Below are 18110 nucleotides of genomic sequence, written 5' to 3' on the forward strand. Positions count from 1 at the left end.
AATAAAATATCTTGGGGTTGCGGATTTGTAAATAATCTAACTGATAACCATTATTGTTATTTTCTTCTTCTTTTATTGTGTTCTGGAAACTTTAAAAGTCTTTTATAAACAAAGAGTTTTTATTTGTGCCAATTCGCTGTCATGCATTGTAATGAAATGTGATTGATGTAAAAAATAAATATTCTAAACGCCATATAATTATTGGATATATCTAATAACAGGAGGTTATATGAGCATTAGTCGGCGTAATTTTTTGCGAGGAGTGGGTATAGGCTGTTCAGCCTGTGCGATAGGCAGTTTCCCGCCTGGGGCACTGGCACGAAATTCTCCTGAGAGTATCAAAGGGAAGACATCCCTGACGCCAAGTTTGTGTGAAATGTGTTCTTATCGTTGCCCGATACAGGCGCAGGTAATTAATAACAAAACGGTTTTTATTCAAGGGAACCCTAATGCGCCTCAACAAGGCACGCGTGTCTGCGCTCGTGGCGGCAGCGGCGTTAGCCTGGTCAACGACCCTCATCGCATTGTTAAACCCATGAAACGCACAGGACCTCGCGGGAGCGGAGAATGGCAGGTTATTAGCTGGGAACAAGCGTATAAAGAAATTGCCGAAAAAATGACGGCAATTAAAACGCAGCATGGCCCTCAGGGCGTCGTGTTTTCTTCTAAATCCGGTTCGCTTTCAGGGCATTTATTTCAACTGGCGACGGCTTTCGGATCGCCAAACACCTTTACGCACGCGTCGACATGCCCTGCCGGAAAATCGATTGCCGCCAAAGTGATGATGGGCGGCGATTTGGCCATGGATATCGCCAATACCCGTTATATGGTCTCTTTTGGTCACAACCTTTATGAAGGGATTGAGGTTGCCGAAACGCATGAACTGATGACGGCGCAGGAAAAGGGCGCAAAAATGGTCAGCTTCGACCCCCGTCTGTCCGTCTTCTCCAGCAAGGCGGATGAATGGCATGCGCTCAAACCGGGCGGCGACTTGCCGGTGTTGATGGCCATGTGTCACGTCATGATCAATGAAAAATTGTATGACGCGGACTTCGTTGCGCGCTACACCACAGGGTTTGACCAACTGGCAGAAGCAGTACAAGAGACCACGCCGGAATGGGCGCAAAAGCAAGCTGATGTGCCTGCTGATGTCATTGTTCGGGTCACCCGAGAAATGGCCGCCTGCGCGCCTCATGCTATTGTCAGCCCGGGCCATCGCGCGACGTTCTCGCAAGAAGAAATTGATATGCGGCGCATGATTTTTACCCTCAATGTGCTGCTTGGCAATATTGAGCGTGAAGGCGGTTTGTACCAGAAAAAAGCGGCGGCAACTTATAATAAGCTGGCCGGAGAGAAGGTCGCTCCGGTGCTGGCAAAACCCGATGTCAAATTACCCAAGCCAACGGCGCAGCGTATCGATCTGGTAGCCCCGCAGTTTAAGTACATCGCGGCGGGCGGTGGTGTGGTGCAAAGCATTATTGATGCTGTGTTAAACCAGACGCCTTATCCGGTGAAGGGATGGATTATGTCCCGACACAACCCTTTCCAAACCGTTACATGTCGACCGGATCTGGTCAAAACCGTTGAACAGCTCGACCTTGTGGTCAGTTGTGATGTCTATCTTAGCGAAAGCGCGGCGTATGCCGACTACCTTTTGCCTGAATGTACTTACCTTGAGCGCGATGAAGAAGTTTCAGACATGTCGGGTCTGAATCCAGCCTATGCCCTGCGCCAGCAGGTAGTAGAACCTATTGGTGATGCGCGTCCAAGCTGGCAAATCTGGAAAGAGCTGGCCGTGCAGTTAGGCCTTGGGCAATTCTACCCATGGCAGGATATGCAAACGCGTCAGTTATACCAGCTTAATGGCGATCATGCGCTGTCTGCTGAACTGCGTGAGAAAGGGTATCGGGAGTGGGGTGTTCCGTTACTGCTGCGTGAACCTGAAGCGGTGCGTCAGTTTGTGGAACGCTATCCGGGCGCGGTGGCGGTTGACAGCGACGGTACCTATGGCGAGCAACTGCGCTTTAAATCTCCGTCAGGAAAAATAGAACTTTATTCTGAAGAGCTGGAGACGCTCCTGCCTGGCTACGGTATTCCGCGCGCGCGCAATTTTGCGCTCAAAGGCGATAGCGAGCTCTATTTTATCCAGGGAAAAGTGGCGGTTCATACCAACGGTGCGACGCAATACGTGCCACTGCTTAGCGAGTTGATGTGGGACAACGCGGTGTGGATCCACCCGCAAACGGCCCGTGAAAAAGGCATCAAAAGCGGCGATGACATCTGGCTGGAAAATGCGACCGGCAAGGAAAAAGGCAAAGCGCTGGTCACCGCCGGAATTCGGCCCGATACGCTGTTTGTTTATATGGGATTTGGCGCCAAGGCGGGAGCCAAAACCGCAGCGACAACGCACGGTATCCATTGCGGTAATTTGCTTCCGCATGTCACCAGTCCGGTTTCCGGTACGGTGGTCCACACCGCTGGCGTTACGCTTCGTCGGGCATGAGAAAGGAGAACATCATGAATCAAGCAACAAACCCTTATGTCATGCTGCATGACGAGAAACGCTGTATCGGCTGTCAGGCATGTACGGTTGCCTGCAAAGTTTTGAATGACGTGCCAGAGGGATTTAGCCGTCTACAGGTGCAGATCCGTTCACCCGAACATGAACCCGAGGTGCTATCCCACTTCCAGTTTGTTCGCGTTTCCTGTCAGCATTGTGAAGATGCGCCGTGTGTCAGCGTTTGTCCGACCGGTGCGTCATTTCGCGACGAAAATGGCATTGTGCAAGTGGATAAGTCTCGCTGTATTGGCTGTGACTATTGCGTTGCCGCTTGTCCGTTCCACGTCCGTTATCTCAATCCGCAAACGGGAATTGCCGACAAATGTAACTTCTGTGCAGATACCCGACTGGAGACTGGACAATCGCCCGCCTGCGTTTCCGTTTGCCCGACGGATGCGCTGAAATTTGGTCGTCGTGACGACCCGGAAATTCAGCACTGGATAAATCAAAAAGAGGTTTATCGCCAGCAGGATACGCGTAGCGGCCCGGTGAGTGTTTATCGGCGTAAAGAGATCCATCAGGAGGGTAAAGCATGAATTCTATCTGGGGAGCAGAGCTTAACTATGCGCCGGACTACTGGCCGCTGTGGCTCATTTATGCAGGCGTTGTTATTGTGCTGATGATTGCGGGCCTGGTTATACACGCGCTGTTACGTCGGATGTTGTCACCCAAAACAGCAACTGGAGAAGAACATCGGGATTACCTCTATTCGCTGGCAGTTCGCCGCTGGCACTGGGGTAATGCGCTGCTTTTTATCCTGCTTCTGCTGAGTGGCCTGTTTGGGCACTTCTCTGTCGGACCGGTGGCATTGATGGTGCAGGTACATACCTGGTGCGGTTTCGCCCTGTTGGCCTTCTGGGTTGGTTTTGTGCTAATCAACGCAACCAGCGGCAACGGTTGTCATTATCGGGTGAAGTTTAACGGGTTGATATCACGCTGCTTGTTGCAAACGCGCTTTTATCTGTATGGCATCATGAAAGGTGAGCCGCACCCGTTTGCAGCAACGGCAGAGAGTAAATTTAACCCGCTACAACAGTTGGCTTATCTGGCCATCATGTATGCGCTGGTTCCGCTGTTGATCATTACCGGGTTGTTATGTCTCTACCCGCAGGTAATAGGGGCAGGGCCTGTGATGCTGGTGCTGCATATGGTGTTGGCGATTGTCGGCTTACTGTTCATCTGTGCACATATTTACTTGTGCACGCTGGGTGACACACCGGGGCAAATTTTCCGCAGCATGATAGATGGCTATCATCGTCATCGCAGCCATCACGCAGAGACAGCACCGCGTAAAGGGTAATGCCCGCCGCGGTTGATATCTGAAAACCTTTCCTTACAGCAAGAAAATGTGCCTTATGTCACATTTTCTTGCAATTTATCCATGTTTGTTCGCCAGAACTTCCGTAAAAAGAACGGCTATTTCTCCATTTCCTGAGGACATGCTGTTGAAACGCTGTTTGTTTATTGCCGCTTCACTCTTTGCGATGAGTTTTTCGCCCGCTTACGCGACCGAGGTCGTAAGCTTTTCCCCACAGCCACCCGCGATTAATGCCGGAGCGTGGGTATTAATGGATTACACCACGGGCCAAATCCTGACAGCCGGAAATGAACACCAGCAGCGCAACCCTGCCAGCCTGACCAAGCTGATGACTGGCTATGTTGTCGATCGCGCAATCGACAGCAAGCGTATTAGTCCGACAGATATTGTCACCGTTGGGCGCGACGCCTGGGCGAAAGATAATCCGGTATTCGTCGGTTCATCCTTAATGTTCCTGAAAGAAGGGGATCGCGTTTCTGTGCGCGACCTGAGTCGCGGGTTAATTGTTGATTCCGGTAATGATGCCTGTGTGGCGCTGGCGGATTACATCGCCGGAGGGCAGCCGCAGTTTGTCGCGATGATGAACAACTATGTGCAAAAGCTGAACCTGCGGGACACGCATTTTGAAACGGTACATGGTCTGGATGCGCCAGGTCAGCATAGCTCAGCTTACGATCTGGCCGTGCTGTCGCGAGCTATCATCCATGGAGAGCCGGATTTCTACCATATGTACAGTGAAAAAAGCCTTACCTGGAACGGAATCACGCAGCAAAACCGTAACGGTTTGTTGTGGGATAAAACCATGAACGTCGATGGTCTGAAGACTGGGCATACCTCCGGCGCTGGATTCAACCTGATTGCTTCTGCTGTTGATGGGCAGCGCCGCCTGATTGCGGTTGTGATGGGGGCGGAGAGTGCGAAAGGACGTGAAGAGCAGGCGAGAAAACTGCTGCAATGGGGACAACAGAACTTCGATACCGTGCAGGTTTTACGTAGCGGTAAGCAGGTCGGTATTGAACGGATCTGGTATGGCGATAAAGAAAAAATTAGCCTTGGCACAGAGCAGGATTTCTGGATGGCCCTGCCTAAAGCCGAAGTCGCGAATATCAAGGCAAAATATGTTCTTGATAAGAAAGAACTGGTCGCCCCCATTGCAGCCCATCAACGTGTGGGGGAAATTGAACTCTACGATCGGGATAAACTGGTGGCGCACTGGCCTCTGGTTACGCTGGAGTCTGTCAACGAAGGTGGCGTCTTCTCGCGTTTGAGCGATTACTTCCGCCATAAGGCGTAGTTTTCCTGATGTGCCTGACTGGCAAGAGTGCGAATCTGCTCACATAATAATCACTGATTCCTTGTGGCCGTCATACCTAAAAATTACACTGTATATAAATACAGTGTAATAACGGAGGTTATATGGAGTACGAGATAAAGCAGGTCGAGAAACGCATAATTGCCGGTTTCCATATGGTTGGACCGTGGGAACAAACGGTAAAGCAAGGTTTCGAACAGTTAATGATGTGGGTCGACGGTAAGCAGATCGTACCGCTGGAATGGATAGCCGTTTATTACGACAATCCTGACGTTGTTCCGGCGGAAAAACTTCGTTGTGATACCGTGGTGTCTGTGCCTGAAGGTTTTGAGATCCCGGAAAACAGCGAAGGCGTGATCCAGACCGAGCTGGCAGGTGGCGACTATGCTATAGCCGTTGCGCGCGTTGAAAATCATGACTTCGCGACGCCGTGGTATCAGTTTTTTGAGCGCCTGATGCAGGATTCGACGTATGCGATAGCGGCTAAACCCTGTTTTGAAGTTTATATGAACAACGGCATGGAGGACGGTTACTGGGACATTGAAATGTACGTGCCGGTACAGTTGAAGTAACTGTTTTTGGTGTAAATCAGGATGAATGTCCTGGTCATCAGGATGATGTTTTCACCGTAAAAACAGGTACAATTCGCTTCTTTGCTATTCCCTGACGGAGTGCATGAGTGCGTGCAGATAAGTCTCTGAGTCCTTTTGAAATTCGTTTGTATCGTCATTATCGTGTGGTGCATGGCATTCGCATTGCGCTGGCGTTTCTTCTTACTTTTCTGTTGGTACGCCTGTTAAACATTCCCGAAGGTACATGGCCTCTGATCACGCTGGTGGTGATTATGGGGCCAATTTCTTTTTGGGGTAACGTTGTTCCCAGAGCGTTTGAGCGTATAGGCGGAACGATCCTGGGCTCGGTGCTTGGATTGATTGCCCTGCGTCTGGAACTCTTTTCGCTTCCGCTAATGCTGATCTGGTGCGCGGTGGCGATGTTTCTCTGTGGCTGGTTGGCATTGGGTAAAAGGCCGTATCAGGCGCTGCTGATTGGCATTACGCTTGCCGTGGTCGTGGGGGCGCCTGCCGGAGATATGAATACCGCGTTATGGCGCGGTGGCGATGTTATTTTGGGCTCGTTACTGGCGATGTTGTTTACCGGCATCTGGCCGCAGCGGGCATTTATACACTGGCGTATCCAATTGGCACATTGTGTGACGGGATATAATCGGGTGTATCAGGCCGCGCTATCCCCTAATTTGCTTGAGCAACCGCGGCTTGAGAAGCATTTACAGCAGCTCTTAAGCGACGTTGTCAAAATGCGCGGGCTCATCGTTCCCGCCAGTAAAGAAACCCGTATTCAAAAATCCATTTTTGAGGCTATTCAAACGGTTAACCGCAATCTGGTCTGCATGCTTGAGCTGCAAATTAATGCACTTTGGGCCAGCCGCACCAGCCACTTTGTCATGCTGAATGCGCAAACTTTACGTGAAACTCAGCTCAGGACGCAGCAGGCGCTACTGACCATAACCCACGCCTTGTACGAAGGGAATCCGCAGCCGGTGCTTGCCAATACGGAAAAGCTCAATGACACCGTGGCGGAGTTACGTCAGCTCATTGCTGAGCATAAAGGCGATTATGTCGCAGAAACGCCCATTCACGGCTACGTTTGGTTGAACATGGAAATGGCGCGACAGCTGGAGTTGCTCTCACATTTAATCTGTCGCGCGCTGCGCAAATAAAGAGCAGATGAGGCGATAGGTTCTACTGCTGCTTCGATTCAGCAAAGATTAGAGGTATGATACTGAAAAAGGCTAAAACCATTGGTAACTGCAATGGCTTTACCCTCGATAATTCAGGTTTCAACCATGCATTGTCGATGCAGATGCAACTTGAAGTATGGCGGGCATGAAAGTAATGTTGACCCACTTTAGCCGTTGTTTTAACGAATCCGAATCTCACATTATCAGGGGTGTAAAAATGGAAACTACCAAGCCTTCTTTCCAGGACGTGCTGGAATTTGTTCGTCTGTTCCGTCGTAAAAACAAACTGCAACGTGAAATTCAGGACGTTGAGAAAAAGATCCGTGACAACCAGAAACGCGTTCTGCTGTTGGACAACCTGAGCGACTACATCAAGCCTGGAATGAGCGTGGAAGCGATTCAGGGCATTATCGCCAGCATGAAAAGCGATTATGAAGATCGTGTTGATGATTACATCATCAAAAACGCTGAGATCTCTAAAGAGCGCCGCGACATCTCTAAAAAGCTGAAAGCGATGGGCGAAGTGAAAAACGCCGATGCGAAAGCTGAGTAACGATTTTATGCTCGTTTGGGTCGCTGCTTAGCGGCGGCCCTTATTGCAGTTCGACCCCGCCAGTTACCATCCGCAACAAATGTTGTTCCGGCCAGTGCACCGTCAATTTTTTCTGCGTCAGCATCCATTTAATGTAATCCACGTCATGACGCGTTCTGTCCAGCATCAGACCGACGACGCTGCCGCTGTGCGCGACGTTGACACCGTATAAATCACATTCTTCTACCAGTGCTAATAGTGAATCAAAATCTGGTTTAGGTAACAGCAACTGGCTGGCGATCGCGCTCAGCGTGGCGGCTTCGCCCATCCGATAAGGGTTTTGACTGATACAGGCTTCCTGTACCTTTTCCCATGCGCGTTTCAGAGCTGGGGCGCCCGCCAGTAACCCTGACTGACGTGGAGTACGGTGATAATCAGCAGTAAGCAAGATTTCCGGACTTTCGAGAACCAGCAGATCGAGTTGAGGCTGGGATTCACAGGCAATTTGCGTGGAGGCGTCGTTATGATCGAACAGCGTAAGCTGGCGGAAAACGGTGCTGTCGGTAGGTTCCAGCGAAACGCAAAGCTGCGCCAGAGTGGATTCGTCTAGCTGATGCCCCAGATACTGTGCCGTGGCGATTGCCGTGGCGGCGATATCCGCTGTGCTGCTGGCCATCCCTTTAGCGACAGGAATGGTTGACTGGACATCTATTCGGATATCCTGACTCATGTGTGCCGGGTATTGCCAGTGCAGCAATAACCTCTCAACCATTGCTCGCGAAAGTGGACGTTCATCTGTCAGCGGTGAACCTGAAGTGACCTCAACGGTGCTATACCATTCAACCGGGCAGGAGACCAATTTCTCACTGCCCAGAATCCAGCCCTGGATAAGTTCTCCGCACGATGCGGGACATTGCGCAACAGCCACGTCTTCACCTATGTGATCAGCAATCCTCGGCGCATAGTGTCATGGCGATCGCGCTATTACCATGATTTGCCGCAATTTGAGGTGCTGCAGTATTATGCAGGAATGCCCAATGTCACAGTTTCAGATATCGCTAAACGCATAACGTCTTGCGCAATCATTAGCTCTTCATTGGTATTAATCACTGCTACTTTGACCATCGCATTTTCCGTTTGAATGAAGGTGGCATTACGCTGATTTTTTTCCTCATCAACGGCCAGACCCAGGAAATTCAGGTTACGACAAATCGCAGCGCGCGCCCGTGCGGAGTTTTCGCCAATACCACCGGTAAAAACCAGGGCATCCAGACCGCCCATCTGCATAATATAGCTACCAATGGTGGCACGAATGCGCTCAGCAAAAAGCGTCAACGCCAGCGCAGCCTGGTGATTGCCCGTATCTGCGGCATGTTCAACGTCGCGGTAGTCAGGTGAGATGCCAGAAACACCGAGCAATCCGGACTCATTGTTGAGCAATTGGTTGAGCTGCTGGGGTGTTTTGCCTTCTCGCAGGGCTATCCAGGGCAAAATGGATGGATCAATATCGCCACTTCGCGTGCCCATCATCACGCCAGACTGTGGTGTAAAGCCCATTGACGTATTCACCGATTGTCCGCCTTTGATCGCGCAGATGCTGCTGCCGTTGCCCAGATGACAACAAACAACGCGCAGGGCGCTGAGTGGCACACCCAGTTTTTCAGCAAGCTGTGAGCTAACGTATTTGTGGCTGGTACCATGAAAACCGTAACGACGAATACCCAACTCGACATAGTAACGCCAGGGCAGGGGATAGATGAAAGAAGGCTCATCAAGCGTTTGATGAAACGCGGTGTCGAACACCGCAACGGCTGGCGTTTTGGGCAATAGCTGGCGGAATACCGCGATCCCCAACGCATTTACTGGGTTATGCAGAGGAGCCAGTTCCGCGAGTCGCTCGATTTCTGCCAGCGTTTCATCAGTTACCAGCGCGGAGTCTTTAAAGGATTCCCCGCCGTGTGCGACGCGGTGGCCCACGCCGTCGATCTCTTCCAGACTGCTGATAATGTGGTGGTTGAGCAGTTTTTCCAGAAGCAACGTTACGGCTTCACGGTGATCTGCTACGGGCAAAGTCTCCTGCCATTTCTGCGCTGGTGTTTTTAGGGTGACCTGTGCATCAGACAAACCGATACGTTCTATCAACCCCTGGCAGATCATTTCACCCTGCGGCATCGCCAGTAGTTGAAACTTAAGCGAGGAACTACCTGCATTAATGGCCATTATTTTGTGAGACATGAAGGTTCCTTTGCATTCAGAAAAATGAACATCTCATCGACTCCGGTATTCTCCAGCGCGCTGGTGACAAATACTTTTTGCGCACCAGCCTGAACTAACCAACTCTCCACAAGAGAAATACGCTGCGGGTTGGCTAAATCGGCTTTGGTAACGAGGCCAATAACGGGTCGGTTCATTGGTCCGGTAAAACCGGGAGAAAATGGTGACCACGGCGCGTCTGCATTGAGTACCAGCGCAATAATGTCCGCTTCACAGGCGCTGGCCAGCAGCGCACTGTACAGGCAGCGGTTCTCAAGATATTCACCCGGTGTGTCTATTGTCGTAGGTGACCAGACTATGGCCTGGGTCTTCTGATAGTGGAGCACCTCTCCGCGCATGCACTGCGTGAGCGACGTTTTACCGCACTGGCTGGGACCAATTAGCATGATACGTTTCATGAGATTACGTCCGGGTGATGGGACACGCGGTAAAACGCATCATTTCGCCCAGCGTTCGGGTTACCTGTTTCAGCGCGTACTCAACGGCTGAAACATCGCCCGTCAGTACCACCGCGCCGGTAAACCGGTCGAGAAAACCAATCTCTACCGCCCCTGATTTCGTGGCGATATCACAGGCGATGATTGAGGCTTCGCTAGGGGTAATGGTCAGAATACCGATCGCTGAAACCGAATCAGGTAATCCCAGTTTCTTGAACAAATCCTTACCGGGATTGGCGATAAGGTGCGCCAACGTGACCTGTTTGCCAGGAACATATTCCTGAATCATACGATCCGTGGTGGGTTGTCTTTCCATTATCCTTCCACCATCTGTCGCCACATGCTTTCGTGTGGACGGGGGATGACCGAGCGGTAAACCAGCAGGCCTTTTTCACCCGCACTTTCACTGGCAACCGTCACCGCGTTATTCACATCGGATACATCGCCAGCTACGACCATGTAACACTTGCCGCCAATACCAAATGCCATATGGACGCGTACCAGCGTGACGTTGGAGGCTTTAACAGCCCGGTCGGCGGCGCAGATGCAGGCAGCAACGCTCCATGTTTCGACAATACCAACTGCCTGACGCCTATCTACGCTGTTTAGTCCGCTGATTGCGGGGAGTACGCTGGCATGAATGTTGGGGAGTACCAGACTATCAACGAGCATATCGCCAGCAAGAGATGTTCCAGTGGCAATCGCCTGTTGTACGGCACCTACGTCACCACCGAGCATGAGTAGAAATTTTCCCGGGCAGATGGTCTTGCTGACCAGTAAATTCACATTCGCGCTTTTTAACATGGCATCGCCAGCTTCCATTCCTTTGGCAATGCTGGTGAGTTCTAAAATCCCTATAGCCTGAGACATGATTAACCTCTTATTACCGTGATGGATTGCTCAGTGATCTCGCTGACAATACCGTCAATACTGGCGTGAACAGGCGCGCCTAATGCACCGGACGGTACATCGGCAACACATTGACCGCGAACAACGCGTTCGCCTTGTTCTACACATGGGATGGCGCTGGCACCTATATGCTGACGTAACAACAGCGTCGTTTTGTCTGTGGAGTAGTCAGTCTCAGCCAGTGGCGCATCGTGATACCAGTCGCTAAGGCCCAGTTTGGTAATAAGGCGCTTAACCGGGATCAGCCGGTACTTCGCCATTTCATCCTCAGGATTTAGCGGCCCTTCATAACGATGGTTGAGCGCCCGCAGCTCGCGTTTAAGCATGCGGTTGATTCGCATCGGCGAAATCCCAACCGGACAGGCAACGCTTTCACACACATTGCATTCTGAGCAGGTCAGGGCCGTGAGCAGTAGCTGCGGCGTGGCCACCTGCTGATAATTAACCGCACGAACCAGCAGATGCGGGGATAATTCATGACCGATCAAATGCCTTGGGCACAAATCTGTACACAAACGGCACTGCTCGCAAACGGTTTTTGCAACAGAAAGCACAGTGCGTTCATCCTGCATCCGCCGCTGAATCAACGCATGAGACTTAGGCAAAACCAGCAGGCCCCCGGTGGTTTTGCTGACTGGGGTATCCAGTGAAGTAATCAGGCCGCCCATCATCGGACCACCGTTAATAAAGCCGGGATCGTCAACGGTTGCACCCCCGGCCAGCGCCAGAACGTCACGTAAAGACATTCCGATAGGGACTGTGAGTGTGATGGGACTGGCGACTGCGCCGTTAACGGTCAAGGTACGACGCGTAACCGGGTACTGCTGCTCAACTGCTCTCGCGATGTTGAGCACTGTCTGGACGTTATTGACCACTACGCCGACGCTGACAGGCAGCGCGGCAGGCGGAACTCTCCGGCCTGTTGCCATCCAGATGGTCAGAACCTCGTCACCTGCCGGGTAGACATCGGGCAAAATATGTAAGCGGATCCCGGCAGGCAGAAGGGGCGTTAATGCATTGATAGCCTGTTGGTATTTCTCTTTGAGCGCAATAATTCCGGAACTGGCTCCGGTAGCCGTCATGGCATATTGAACGCCGTGGATAAGTCGCTCAGCCTGGACGGCCATCAACTGCTGGTCAACTTTCAGCATTGGCTCACATTCAGCCGCATTGACCAGAAAAGTATCGACCTGTGCCTGTAATTTTACGTGAGCAGGAAAGCCTGCGCCTCCGGCTCCGACAACACCCGCTGCGCGAACGCGTTCGCGAATTGTCTGCGCATCATAGAGCGTGGACTCTGCCGTCATGGCTGTCTTCATAATAATTCCTCAAGCAGTTCCTGCATGGCACTGGCGTCGGCAACACGAGGATTGGTTTGCAGCGTGACATCAGCCAGCGCGGCCTGAACCATCGACGGGATACGTTGCGACCAGGCTTGCTTTCCGTCTTTAAGCGCGTCAACTAAAGAAGGCAACGCACACTGTTTTTTGAGTAGCTCGATATGATGAATGAGCGCATTCAATGCCGCTGTATCGTTCGCGTTATCCGGGCATAAATGGCAGGCTTTAGCGAAACGGGCATAGCGCTTCGCAGCCCGCGGATCGCGAGCATTAAAATGAATGACATGGGTCAGCAGCAGCGCATTGGCAAGTCCGTGTGGCAGATGAAACTGACCGCCCAACTGATGGGCAATCGCATGATTGATCCCCAGTCCAGCCTGACTAAATGCCATTCCCGCGAGCGTTGACGCATTGTGCATTTTCCCTCTGGTTGCCAGGCATTCGCCTTTGCTGACGGCGACAGGCAGATACTGGAAGACGATTTGAGCCGCTTTTTCAGCTAGTGCATCGGTGAAGTCGCTGGCCTTCGTGGACACGTATGCCTCCAACGCATGCGTTAACACGTCCATGCCGGTATTCGCGGTTATGGCTGGCGGTACGCTGACGACCAGCGTTGGATCAAGGATGGCCATGTCTGGATAAAGCGCATTATTAAACAATGGATATTTAATGCCTTTATCCGGATCGCTAATCACGCAGGCGCTGGTTACCTCGGAGCCCGTACCGCTGGTAGTGGGAATTGCGACACAGGTTTCAATTTCAATACCGAACTGGCGGCTGAACCAGACGATGGCTTTTGCGGCGTCCAGTGCTGAGCCGCCACCAAAACCCATCACGATGTCCGGCCGCAGGGACTGCATTTGTGCAATCCCTTGAACTACAGTGCTGATGGTGGGATCGGGGGTGATATCGCTGAAAATGCTGATGCGGTTATCCGCTGGCAGAGCGTTGCGCAGCTTTTCAATCAGGGGAGAACGCGCGAGAAAACCATCGCAAATAATCCAGATATGCTTATTCGTGAAGCGCTTGAGCACATCCAGACTTCCCTGGCCGCTGTACAATCGAGTTTGCAGTGAAAAGCTATTCATAACGGCCCCATTAACGAATAGAAAAACCGTTTGTCAGCACGCAACGACGAGAGCGTGCGAAAGTGCGCGCAGATGTTGTTCCTTCACCGGTTGGCGTCGCAATAGTGAAGGTTGTAAAGCCTTCACCACCAACGCCGATCCCGGCATAAGAGGGGCCATTTTTCACAAAGATGGAGGTCTGAAGCGTGCGCGCGGCAAGGTTCAAACGTGACACATTTTGCGAATGCATAATGGCCGTGTGATGCAATCCCTCTTCAACCTTCAGGGCCAACGTTAATGCACTATCAAAATCGCTCACCGTTACGACGGGGAGCATTGGCATCAGTTGCTCGCTGGTAACCCACGGGTCGTCCGCCTGGACGATGCCTATCAGTAATCGAGGTGCTTTTGCCGGAACTGGTATTCCTGCTGCTTCCAGTAAGGTTGCCGGGCTTTTACCTACCAGTTTTTTATTGGCTATGCCTTCTGGTAGACAGACGGCTCGCAGTTTGTCTACCTCTCCTCTATTGAGAAGCATCGCACCAAAAGACTGCATCTGTTGAACCAGTCGTTCGGCAACGGCATCAACAACAATCAGGCTCTTCTCAGCAATGCAGGGGAGGTTGTAATCAAAGGATGCGCCATTGATGATATCTTCTGCCGCCTTAACCAGGTCGGCCGTTTCATCAACAATGCAGGGTGGATTTCCTGCGCCTGCGCCGATGACTTTTTTCCCGCTTTTCATGCCCATAGCAACAATGCCTGGGCCACCGGTAATCGCCAGAACTGCGATTTTAGGGTGCGCCATCATCTGCTGGGTAGCCTCAAAAGTGGGTTCTGTGACCGTGACGACAAGATTACGAATTCCGCAGCAACGGAAAGCAATATCTTCAATCATGGCAATCAGCTTGAGTGAAATCTTTTTAGCACCCGGATGCGGACTGAAGTAAACGCTATTCCCTGCCGCCAGCATGCTGATGCTGTTGTTAATAATGGTCTCTGTCGGATTAGTACTGGGGGCGACAGAACCAATTACGCCAAACGGTGAATACTCGAATAACACCATGCCGCCATCGCCGGTTAGCGCCGTGGTGGTGAGATCTTCGATACCCGGAGTGTTGTCCAGCGCGGCATTATTTTTAAGGAACTTATCCTCTTTGTTGCCCATACCCGTTTCGGCAGCGCTCTCAGCGGCCAGTGAAGCAAGATGAGGCGTCAGTTCTTCGCGTAGGGCGTTTATGATGGCGCTGCGGGTTTTCAATGGACATTGCTGGTAACGCAGAAAAGCCTGATGAGCGGCATCGATCGCTTCGCCAACGGACGGAAAAATACCGTTACCCTTAACTTCTGCTTTTGCCGGGGCGAGTTGCTCACTCAAAATGTTACGAATAAGGGTTTCAAGTTCTGAAGTATTCATTGATGTGTTCTCACGTTAATCGCCGCAATGGCCGTTTCTGCAATGTCCATATCCTGTTCAACGCTTCCTCCGCTGATGCCAAGACCCCCGAGGAGTAAACCCTCACGCCATAATGCGTACCCGCCACCGAAGGTGACGACTTTTCCCTGCATATGGCTTTCCAGACCGTAAAGCGCGGCGCCTGGTTGCACTGCTGATGTCAGCTCATGCGTGGCGGTTTTCATCGCCACGGCAGTCCATGCTTTTTTCGGTGCCAGTTCGCTACTCACGAGTAATGCGTCAGGCATGCGCCAGGTCACCGTTTGGGTCCCGTTCGCATCAACAATGCTAATGACGACCGGAACCTGAAGTTCTTCTGCTCTCGTCACCGCAGCGCGAGTGAGTTGGTGGAGCTCCTGAAAAGACAGAGACATAGTCGGCTCCTTTGCGGCTGGTGGTTGAACGGCAGCGAGATAGCGCTCAGCCACTTTCTGAATGATTTCGTTTTGATGGGCGTCATGATCTTCTGCTCGTGCAAGCGCATATAAGCAGTCGGACAGGCGGTTGATATAACGCATCAGCACGTGTCTGACGGAGATTTCGGTGGACAGCTCGACCAGTCGTCTCTCTGCGCGGCGTGCCAGAGTTCGGGCAAAGTGCAGTCGGCTGGCGGCTTCGCTGCGGCCTGGTAAAATAAAGCTGCGCAGGGGCGGTACTCTTCCCATTGCGATATCGATGGCAGCTTCCAGTGCCGCAATTTCTTCTGAGCTGATGTAGCGCTGCTCTGGCGTCGGTTCTTCGCTTTCGCTTGCCAGTTCGGCGCTGAACCAAAAAAGCTGCAGCTGGATATTTTCAAGTAACTGCCGGTGCTGAGGGTTTTTCGCCGCGCAAACGCACAGGCTAAGCGCCGCATTCAGTTCGTCCAGCGTACCGTAGGCTTCCACGCGCGGATGCGTTTTGCTCACGCGCTGTCCGGTAAATAGGGCTGTTGTTCCGGCATCACCTGTGCGGGTATAAATCGCCATAGTTCCTCCTAACGAGAAAGCGTGTCGACAATGCCGACGATAGCCAGATCAATGGCCTCATTAGGGCCGGAAAATACGTGTCTGGCGCTGGACCCGCTGCTGAGTAATACCAGTTCGCCGGTCCCCGCGCCGACAGAATCAACAGCGACTTCATCTCCACTCACTGGGGACGCAGGAAGCTCTCCGTCAGCACTTACCCGACGTACCAGCAACAGTTTTTTTCCCACCAGTGATGGGGATTTTTGCGTGGAAACCACAACGCCTGTAACCCGTGCCAGATGCATAGCTCACTCCTGCTTAATTAGTTGGACATTTCGCAGACTGACAGCTTCCTGAGCCAGAGCCGTCACGACACATCGACGGCGTAACACCAGTACGCCATCCCTCAATTGGGCGACGTCGGCATAGCTGAGAAGCCTCTCAGGATGCAAAAAGATGATTCGCCCCAGTTCATCACTGAATTCCAGTGGCAGACGCGCGAGTTTTTTCACGGGGATTGCGGGTAACAATCGGTGTTGTAGTGAAATCTTCACGCGGACTCCGCATGCCAGCGCGTCGTGAATCGTTACCACCGACATGTTGACTGGGCAGCCTTCGGCAATTTGCTCCAGAAATGGCAGGTCCACTTGCTGGAGATGGAGCGACGAGTACTGGCAGCATACCGTCCGTGAATCGATTTCCCGTAACTGCGCGACGCTAAGAGTGAGCGTGCTTTCCGCGCGTTTTTTTAATCGGGAAACAACCTCCTCGATAATGCGTTGCAGCAGTTCGTTGTTCATCGTGAGGTCACCAGTGTGGCGAATGCCTGGGGATTATCAGCGCCTGCAGCATTGGCTTCGTCTGTATCGATATGCATTTCGAGGCGCATATCCGGCGAAACGCGTACGGCAACGTTATCGAAAATCAGTCGACGTTCATCGCCATTAATGGCGACCGAGACTTTATCACCATGGGAAACTCGCAGAATCAGAGCATCGAGCGGCGACATATGGATATGCCGTTGGGCAACGATCACCCCGGATGCTAACTCCAGTTCAGCAAATGGGCTGACAAGACGAACACCGGGTGTGCCCTGAATATTGCCCGACATCCGCAGCGGAGCAGCAATTCCCAACGTGCGGGCGTCGGTACGAGAAATTTCGACCTGGCTGGTATTGCGCAGCGGGCCGAGTAAACGCACATTTTTTAACTGACCTTTTGGCCCCACCAGCGTGACAGTCTGCTCTGCTGCATATTGTCCTGGCTGCAGCAGCTCTTTTTTCTCACTAATTGGGTGATTGGGAAACAAGCGACCGTAATCTTCAGCGCACAGATGAATATGCCGATTAGAGATCCCCAGCGGAATCGGGCGCTCGCGCATTTCATCCAGAACCTTAGCGACAGTGGTTTCCAGTTGTTGTTTATCCATCACGCTTCACCTCGTTTGCCGGAGTGAAGACAAAGTGTGCGCGGCTCACCTTTTTGGCGAGGGCAGGCAGGATCAAGACACAAATTGCAGCTAATCAATTCTGCATCTTGCGGTGCTTCGGGTGCCGCATGGTCTACAAATATCTCTTCATGCGGTATGGCTGGTATGGGTTCGGGCGTTGGTTCAGGCTCCAGGACAACACTATGCGACAGGATCCCGTCCCCGGGTCTGGAAATGACTTTGTGAGCCACCAGTCCATCTCGCTGGTCAGCGAAACTGACACCAGTGGAAATGGCCGCCTGGACGGAGGCCACATCCCCGATTATCTTGATCACCGTCCAGCCTGAGCCGTTGGTTTTTTCTAGGCCCACCAGCGTGATGGAGGCGGCTTTCGCCATGACGTCCGCGCAACTGATGGCTAATGCCAGACCACTAACTTCAAGTAATCCCAGTGATTGCTTCACGCTGTGCTCCTTGGTTGCAACGACTTATGCGGATTTAGGTAAAATGGCTTCAACGTCGCTGTGCGGACGCGGGATAACGTGGCAGGATTTCACCTCGCCAACGGCGCTTGCGGCTGCGCTTCCAGCATCTACGGCTGCTTTCACCGCGCCGACATCACCGCGAACCATAACGGTGATGAGGCCAGAGCCGATTTTTTCGTAACCAACCAACTGCACGTTTGCGGATTTCACCATGGCATCAGCGGCTTCAATAGCGCCGACAAGCCCTTTTGTTTCAACCAGTCCCAGTGCGTTATTCATACTGCTTTT

21 protein-coding genes are annotated in these 18110 nt (G+C 52.1%); 7 read left to right on the forward strand and 14 right to left on the reverse strand.

Features of this window, described 5'->3' with window-relative positions; genetic code table 11:
• Window positions 1-229 precede the first annotated feature (229 nt).
• From phsA to OGV71_RS14995, 7 genes are all read left to right on the forward strand, one after another.
• Window positions 230-2503, forward strand: a complete 2274-nt coding sequence (phsA, locus tag OGV71_RS14965) for a thiosulfate reductase PhsA (RefSeq protein ID WP_046670014.1) — start codon at window positions 230-232, stop codon at window positions 2501-2503.
• A 14-nt stretch (window positions 2504-2517) separates the two neighbouring features.
• Complete coding sequence (gene phsB, locus OGV71_RS14970; RefSeq protein WP_003838976.1) at window positions 2518-3096, forward strand: thiosulfate reductase electron transport protein PhsB; 579 nt, start codon at window positions 2518-2520, stop codon at window positions 3094-3096.
• Window positions 3093-3860 (forward strand): thiosulfate reductase cytochrome B subunit, encoded by a 768-nt coding sequence (phsC, locus tag OGV71_RS14975; protein WP_003838979.1) that lies wholly within the window; start codon window positions 3093-3095, stop codon window positions 3858-3860. The genes phsB and phsC overlap by 4 nt, the downstream gene beginning before the upstream one ends.
• Before the next feature lie 139 nt (window positions 3861-3999).
• Window positions 4000-5172, forward strand: coding sequence for a serine-type D-Ala-D-Ala carboxypeptidase DacD (dacD, locus tag OGV71_RS14980; RefSeq protein ID WP_204583470.1), 1173 nt, complete (start codon window positions 4000-4002; stop codon window positions 5170-5172).
• A 122-nt stretch (window positions 5173-5294) separates the two neighbouring features.
• Complete coding sequence (gene sbmC / locus OGV71_RS14985; protein ID WP_003030184.1) at window positions 5295-5762, forward strand: DNA gyrase inhibitor SbmC; 468 nt, start codon at window positions 5295-5297, stop codon at window positions 5760-5762.
• A gap of 107 nt (window positions 5763-5869) precedes the next feature.
• A complete protein-coding gene (locus OGV71_RS14990) occupies window positions 5870-6928 on the forward strand; it encodes an FUSC family protein (RefSeq protein WP_003030186.1) in 1059 nt (352 codons plus the stop codon).
• Window positions 6929-7166: 238 nt separating this feature from the next.
• Window positions 7167-7502, forward strand: a complete 336-nt coding sequence (locus OGV71_RS14995) for a DUF496 family protein (RefSeq protein ID WP_003030187.1) — start codon at window positions 7167-7169, stop codon at window positions 7500-7502.
• Window positions 7503-7542: 40 nt separating this feature from the next.
• On the opposite strand, the gene OGV71_RS15000 is transcribed toward OGV71_RS14995, so the two are convergent.
• The 14 genes from OGV71_RS15000 to pduJ form a co-directional block, all read right to left on the reverse strand.
• Window positions 7543-8409, reverse strand: a complete 867-nt coding sequence (locus OGV71_RS15000) for a GHMP family kinase ATP-binding protein (RefSeq protein ID WP_204583471.1) — start codon at window positions 8407-8409, stop codon at window positions 7543-7545.
• A gap of 92 nt (window positions 8410-8501) precedes the next feature.
• Complete coding sequence (locus OGV71_RS15005; protein WP_003030191.1) at window positions 8502-9716, reverse strand: acetate/propionate family kinase; 1215 nt, start codon at window positions 9714-9716, stop codon at window positions 8502-8504.
• The gene (pduV, locus tag OGV71_RS15010) at window positions 9701-10153 is read right to left on the reverse strand and encodes a propanediol utilization protein PduV (protein WP_003030195.1); all 453 of its coding nucleotides are present in this window, start codon (window positions 10151-10153) and stop codon (window positions 9701-9703) included. Before pduV ends, OGV71_RS15005 begins: the two co-directional genes overlap by 16 nt.
• A 4-nt stretch (window positions 10154-10157) precedes the next feature.
• On the reverse strand, window positions 10158-10508 hold the full coding sequence (gene pduU, locus OGV71_RS15015) for a propanediol utilization microcompartment protein PduU (RefSeq protein WP_003030198.1): 351 nt from the start codon (window positions 10506-10508) through the stop codon (window positions 10158-10160).
• Window positions 10508-11062, reverse strand: coding sequence for a propanediol utilization microcompartment protein PduT (gene pduT, locus OGV71_RS15020; protein WP_016150580.1), 555 nt, complete (start codon window positions 11060-11062; stop codon window positions 10508-10510). Before pduT ends, pduU begins: the two co-directional genes overlap by 1 nt.
• A gap of 2 nt (window positions 11063-11064) precedes the next feature.
• Window positions 11065-12420, reverse strand: a complete 1356-nt coding sequence (gene pduS, locus OGV71_RS15025) for a cobalamin reductase PduS (protein ID WP_204583472.1) — start codon at window positions 12418-12420, stop codon at window positions 11065-11067.
• The gene (locus OGV71_RS15030; protein WP_003838997.1) at window positions 12417-13529 is read right to left on the reverse strand and encodes a 1-propanol dehydrogenase PduQ; all 1113 of its coding nucleotides are present in this window, start codon (window positions 13527-13529) and stop codon (window positions 12417-12419) included. The genes pduS and OGV71_RS15030 overlap by 4 nt, the downstream gene beginning before the upstream one ends.
• 10 nt (window positions 13530-13539) lie before the next feature.
• On the reverse strand, window positions 13540-14925 hold the full coding sequence (pduP, locus tag OGV71_RS15035) for an aldehyde dehydrogenase family protein (RefSeq protein WP_204583473.1): 1386 nt from the start codon (window positions 14923-14925) through the stop codon (window positions 13540-13542).
• Entirely contained in the window at window positions 14922-15929 is a 1008-nt protein-coding gene (pduO, locus tag OGV71_RS15040) for a cob(I)yrinic acid a,c-diamide adenosyltransferase (RefSeq protein WP_204583474.1), read from the reverse strand. The genes pduP and pduO overlap by 4 nt, the downstream gene beginning before the upstream one ends.
• 8 nt (window positions 15930-15937) lie before the next feature.
• Window positions 15938-16213, reverse strand: a complete 276-nt coding sequence (locus OGV71_RS15045) for a EutN/CcmL family microcompartment protein (RefSeq protein WP_003030211.1) — start codon at window positions 16211-16213, stop codon at window positions 15938-15940.
• Between the two features lie 3 nt (window positions 16214-16216).
• Entirely contained in the window at window positions 16217-16708 is a 492-nt protein-coding gene (gene pduM, locus OGV71_RS15050) for a microcompartment protein PduM (protein WP_046670009.1), read from the reverse strand.
• Window positions 16705-17337, reverse strand: a complete 633-nt coding sequence (locus OGV71_RS15055) for a phosphate propanoyltransferase (RefSeq protein WP_003030214.1) — start codon at window positions 17335-17337, stop codon at window positions 16705-16707. Before OGV71_RS15055 ends, pduM begins: the two co-directional genes overlap by 4 nt.
• Complete coding sequence (locus OGV71_RS15060; RefSeq protein ID WP_016150574.1) at window positions 17337-17801, reverse strand: BMC domain-containing protein; 465 nt, start codon at window positions 17799-17801, stop codon at window positions 17337-17339. The genes OGV71_RS15055 and OGV71_RS15060 overlap by 1 nt, the downstream gene beginning before the upstream one ends.
• 24 nt (window positions 17802-17825) lie before the next feature.
• On the reverse strand, window positions 17826-18101 hold the full coding sequence (gene pduJ / locus OGV71_RS15065; protein ID WP_001057752.1) for a propanediol utilization microcompartment protein PduJ: 276 nt from the start codon (window positions 18099-18101) through the stop codon (window positions 17826-17828).
• Window positions 18102-18110: the final 9 nt, after the last annotated feature.

Source organism: Citrobacter sp. Cf088 (assembly GCF_030334295.1).
GTDB classification, from domain to species: Bacteria; Pseudomonadota; Gammaproteobacteria; order Enterobacterales; family Enterobacteriaceae; genus Citrobacter; species Citrobacter freundii.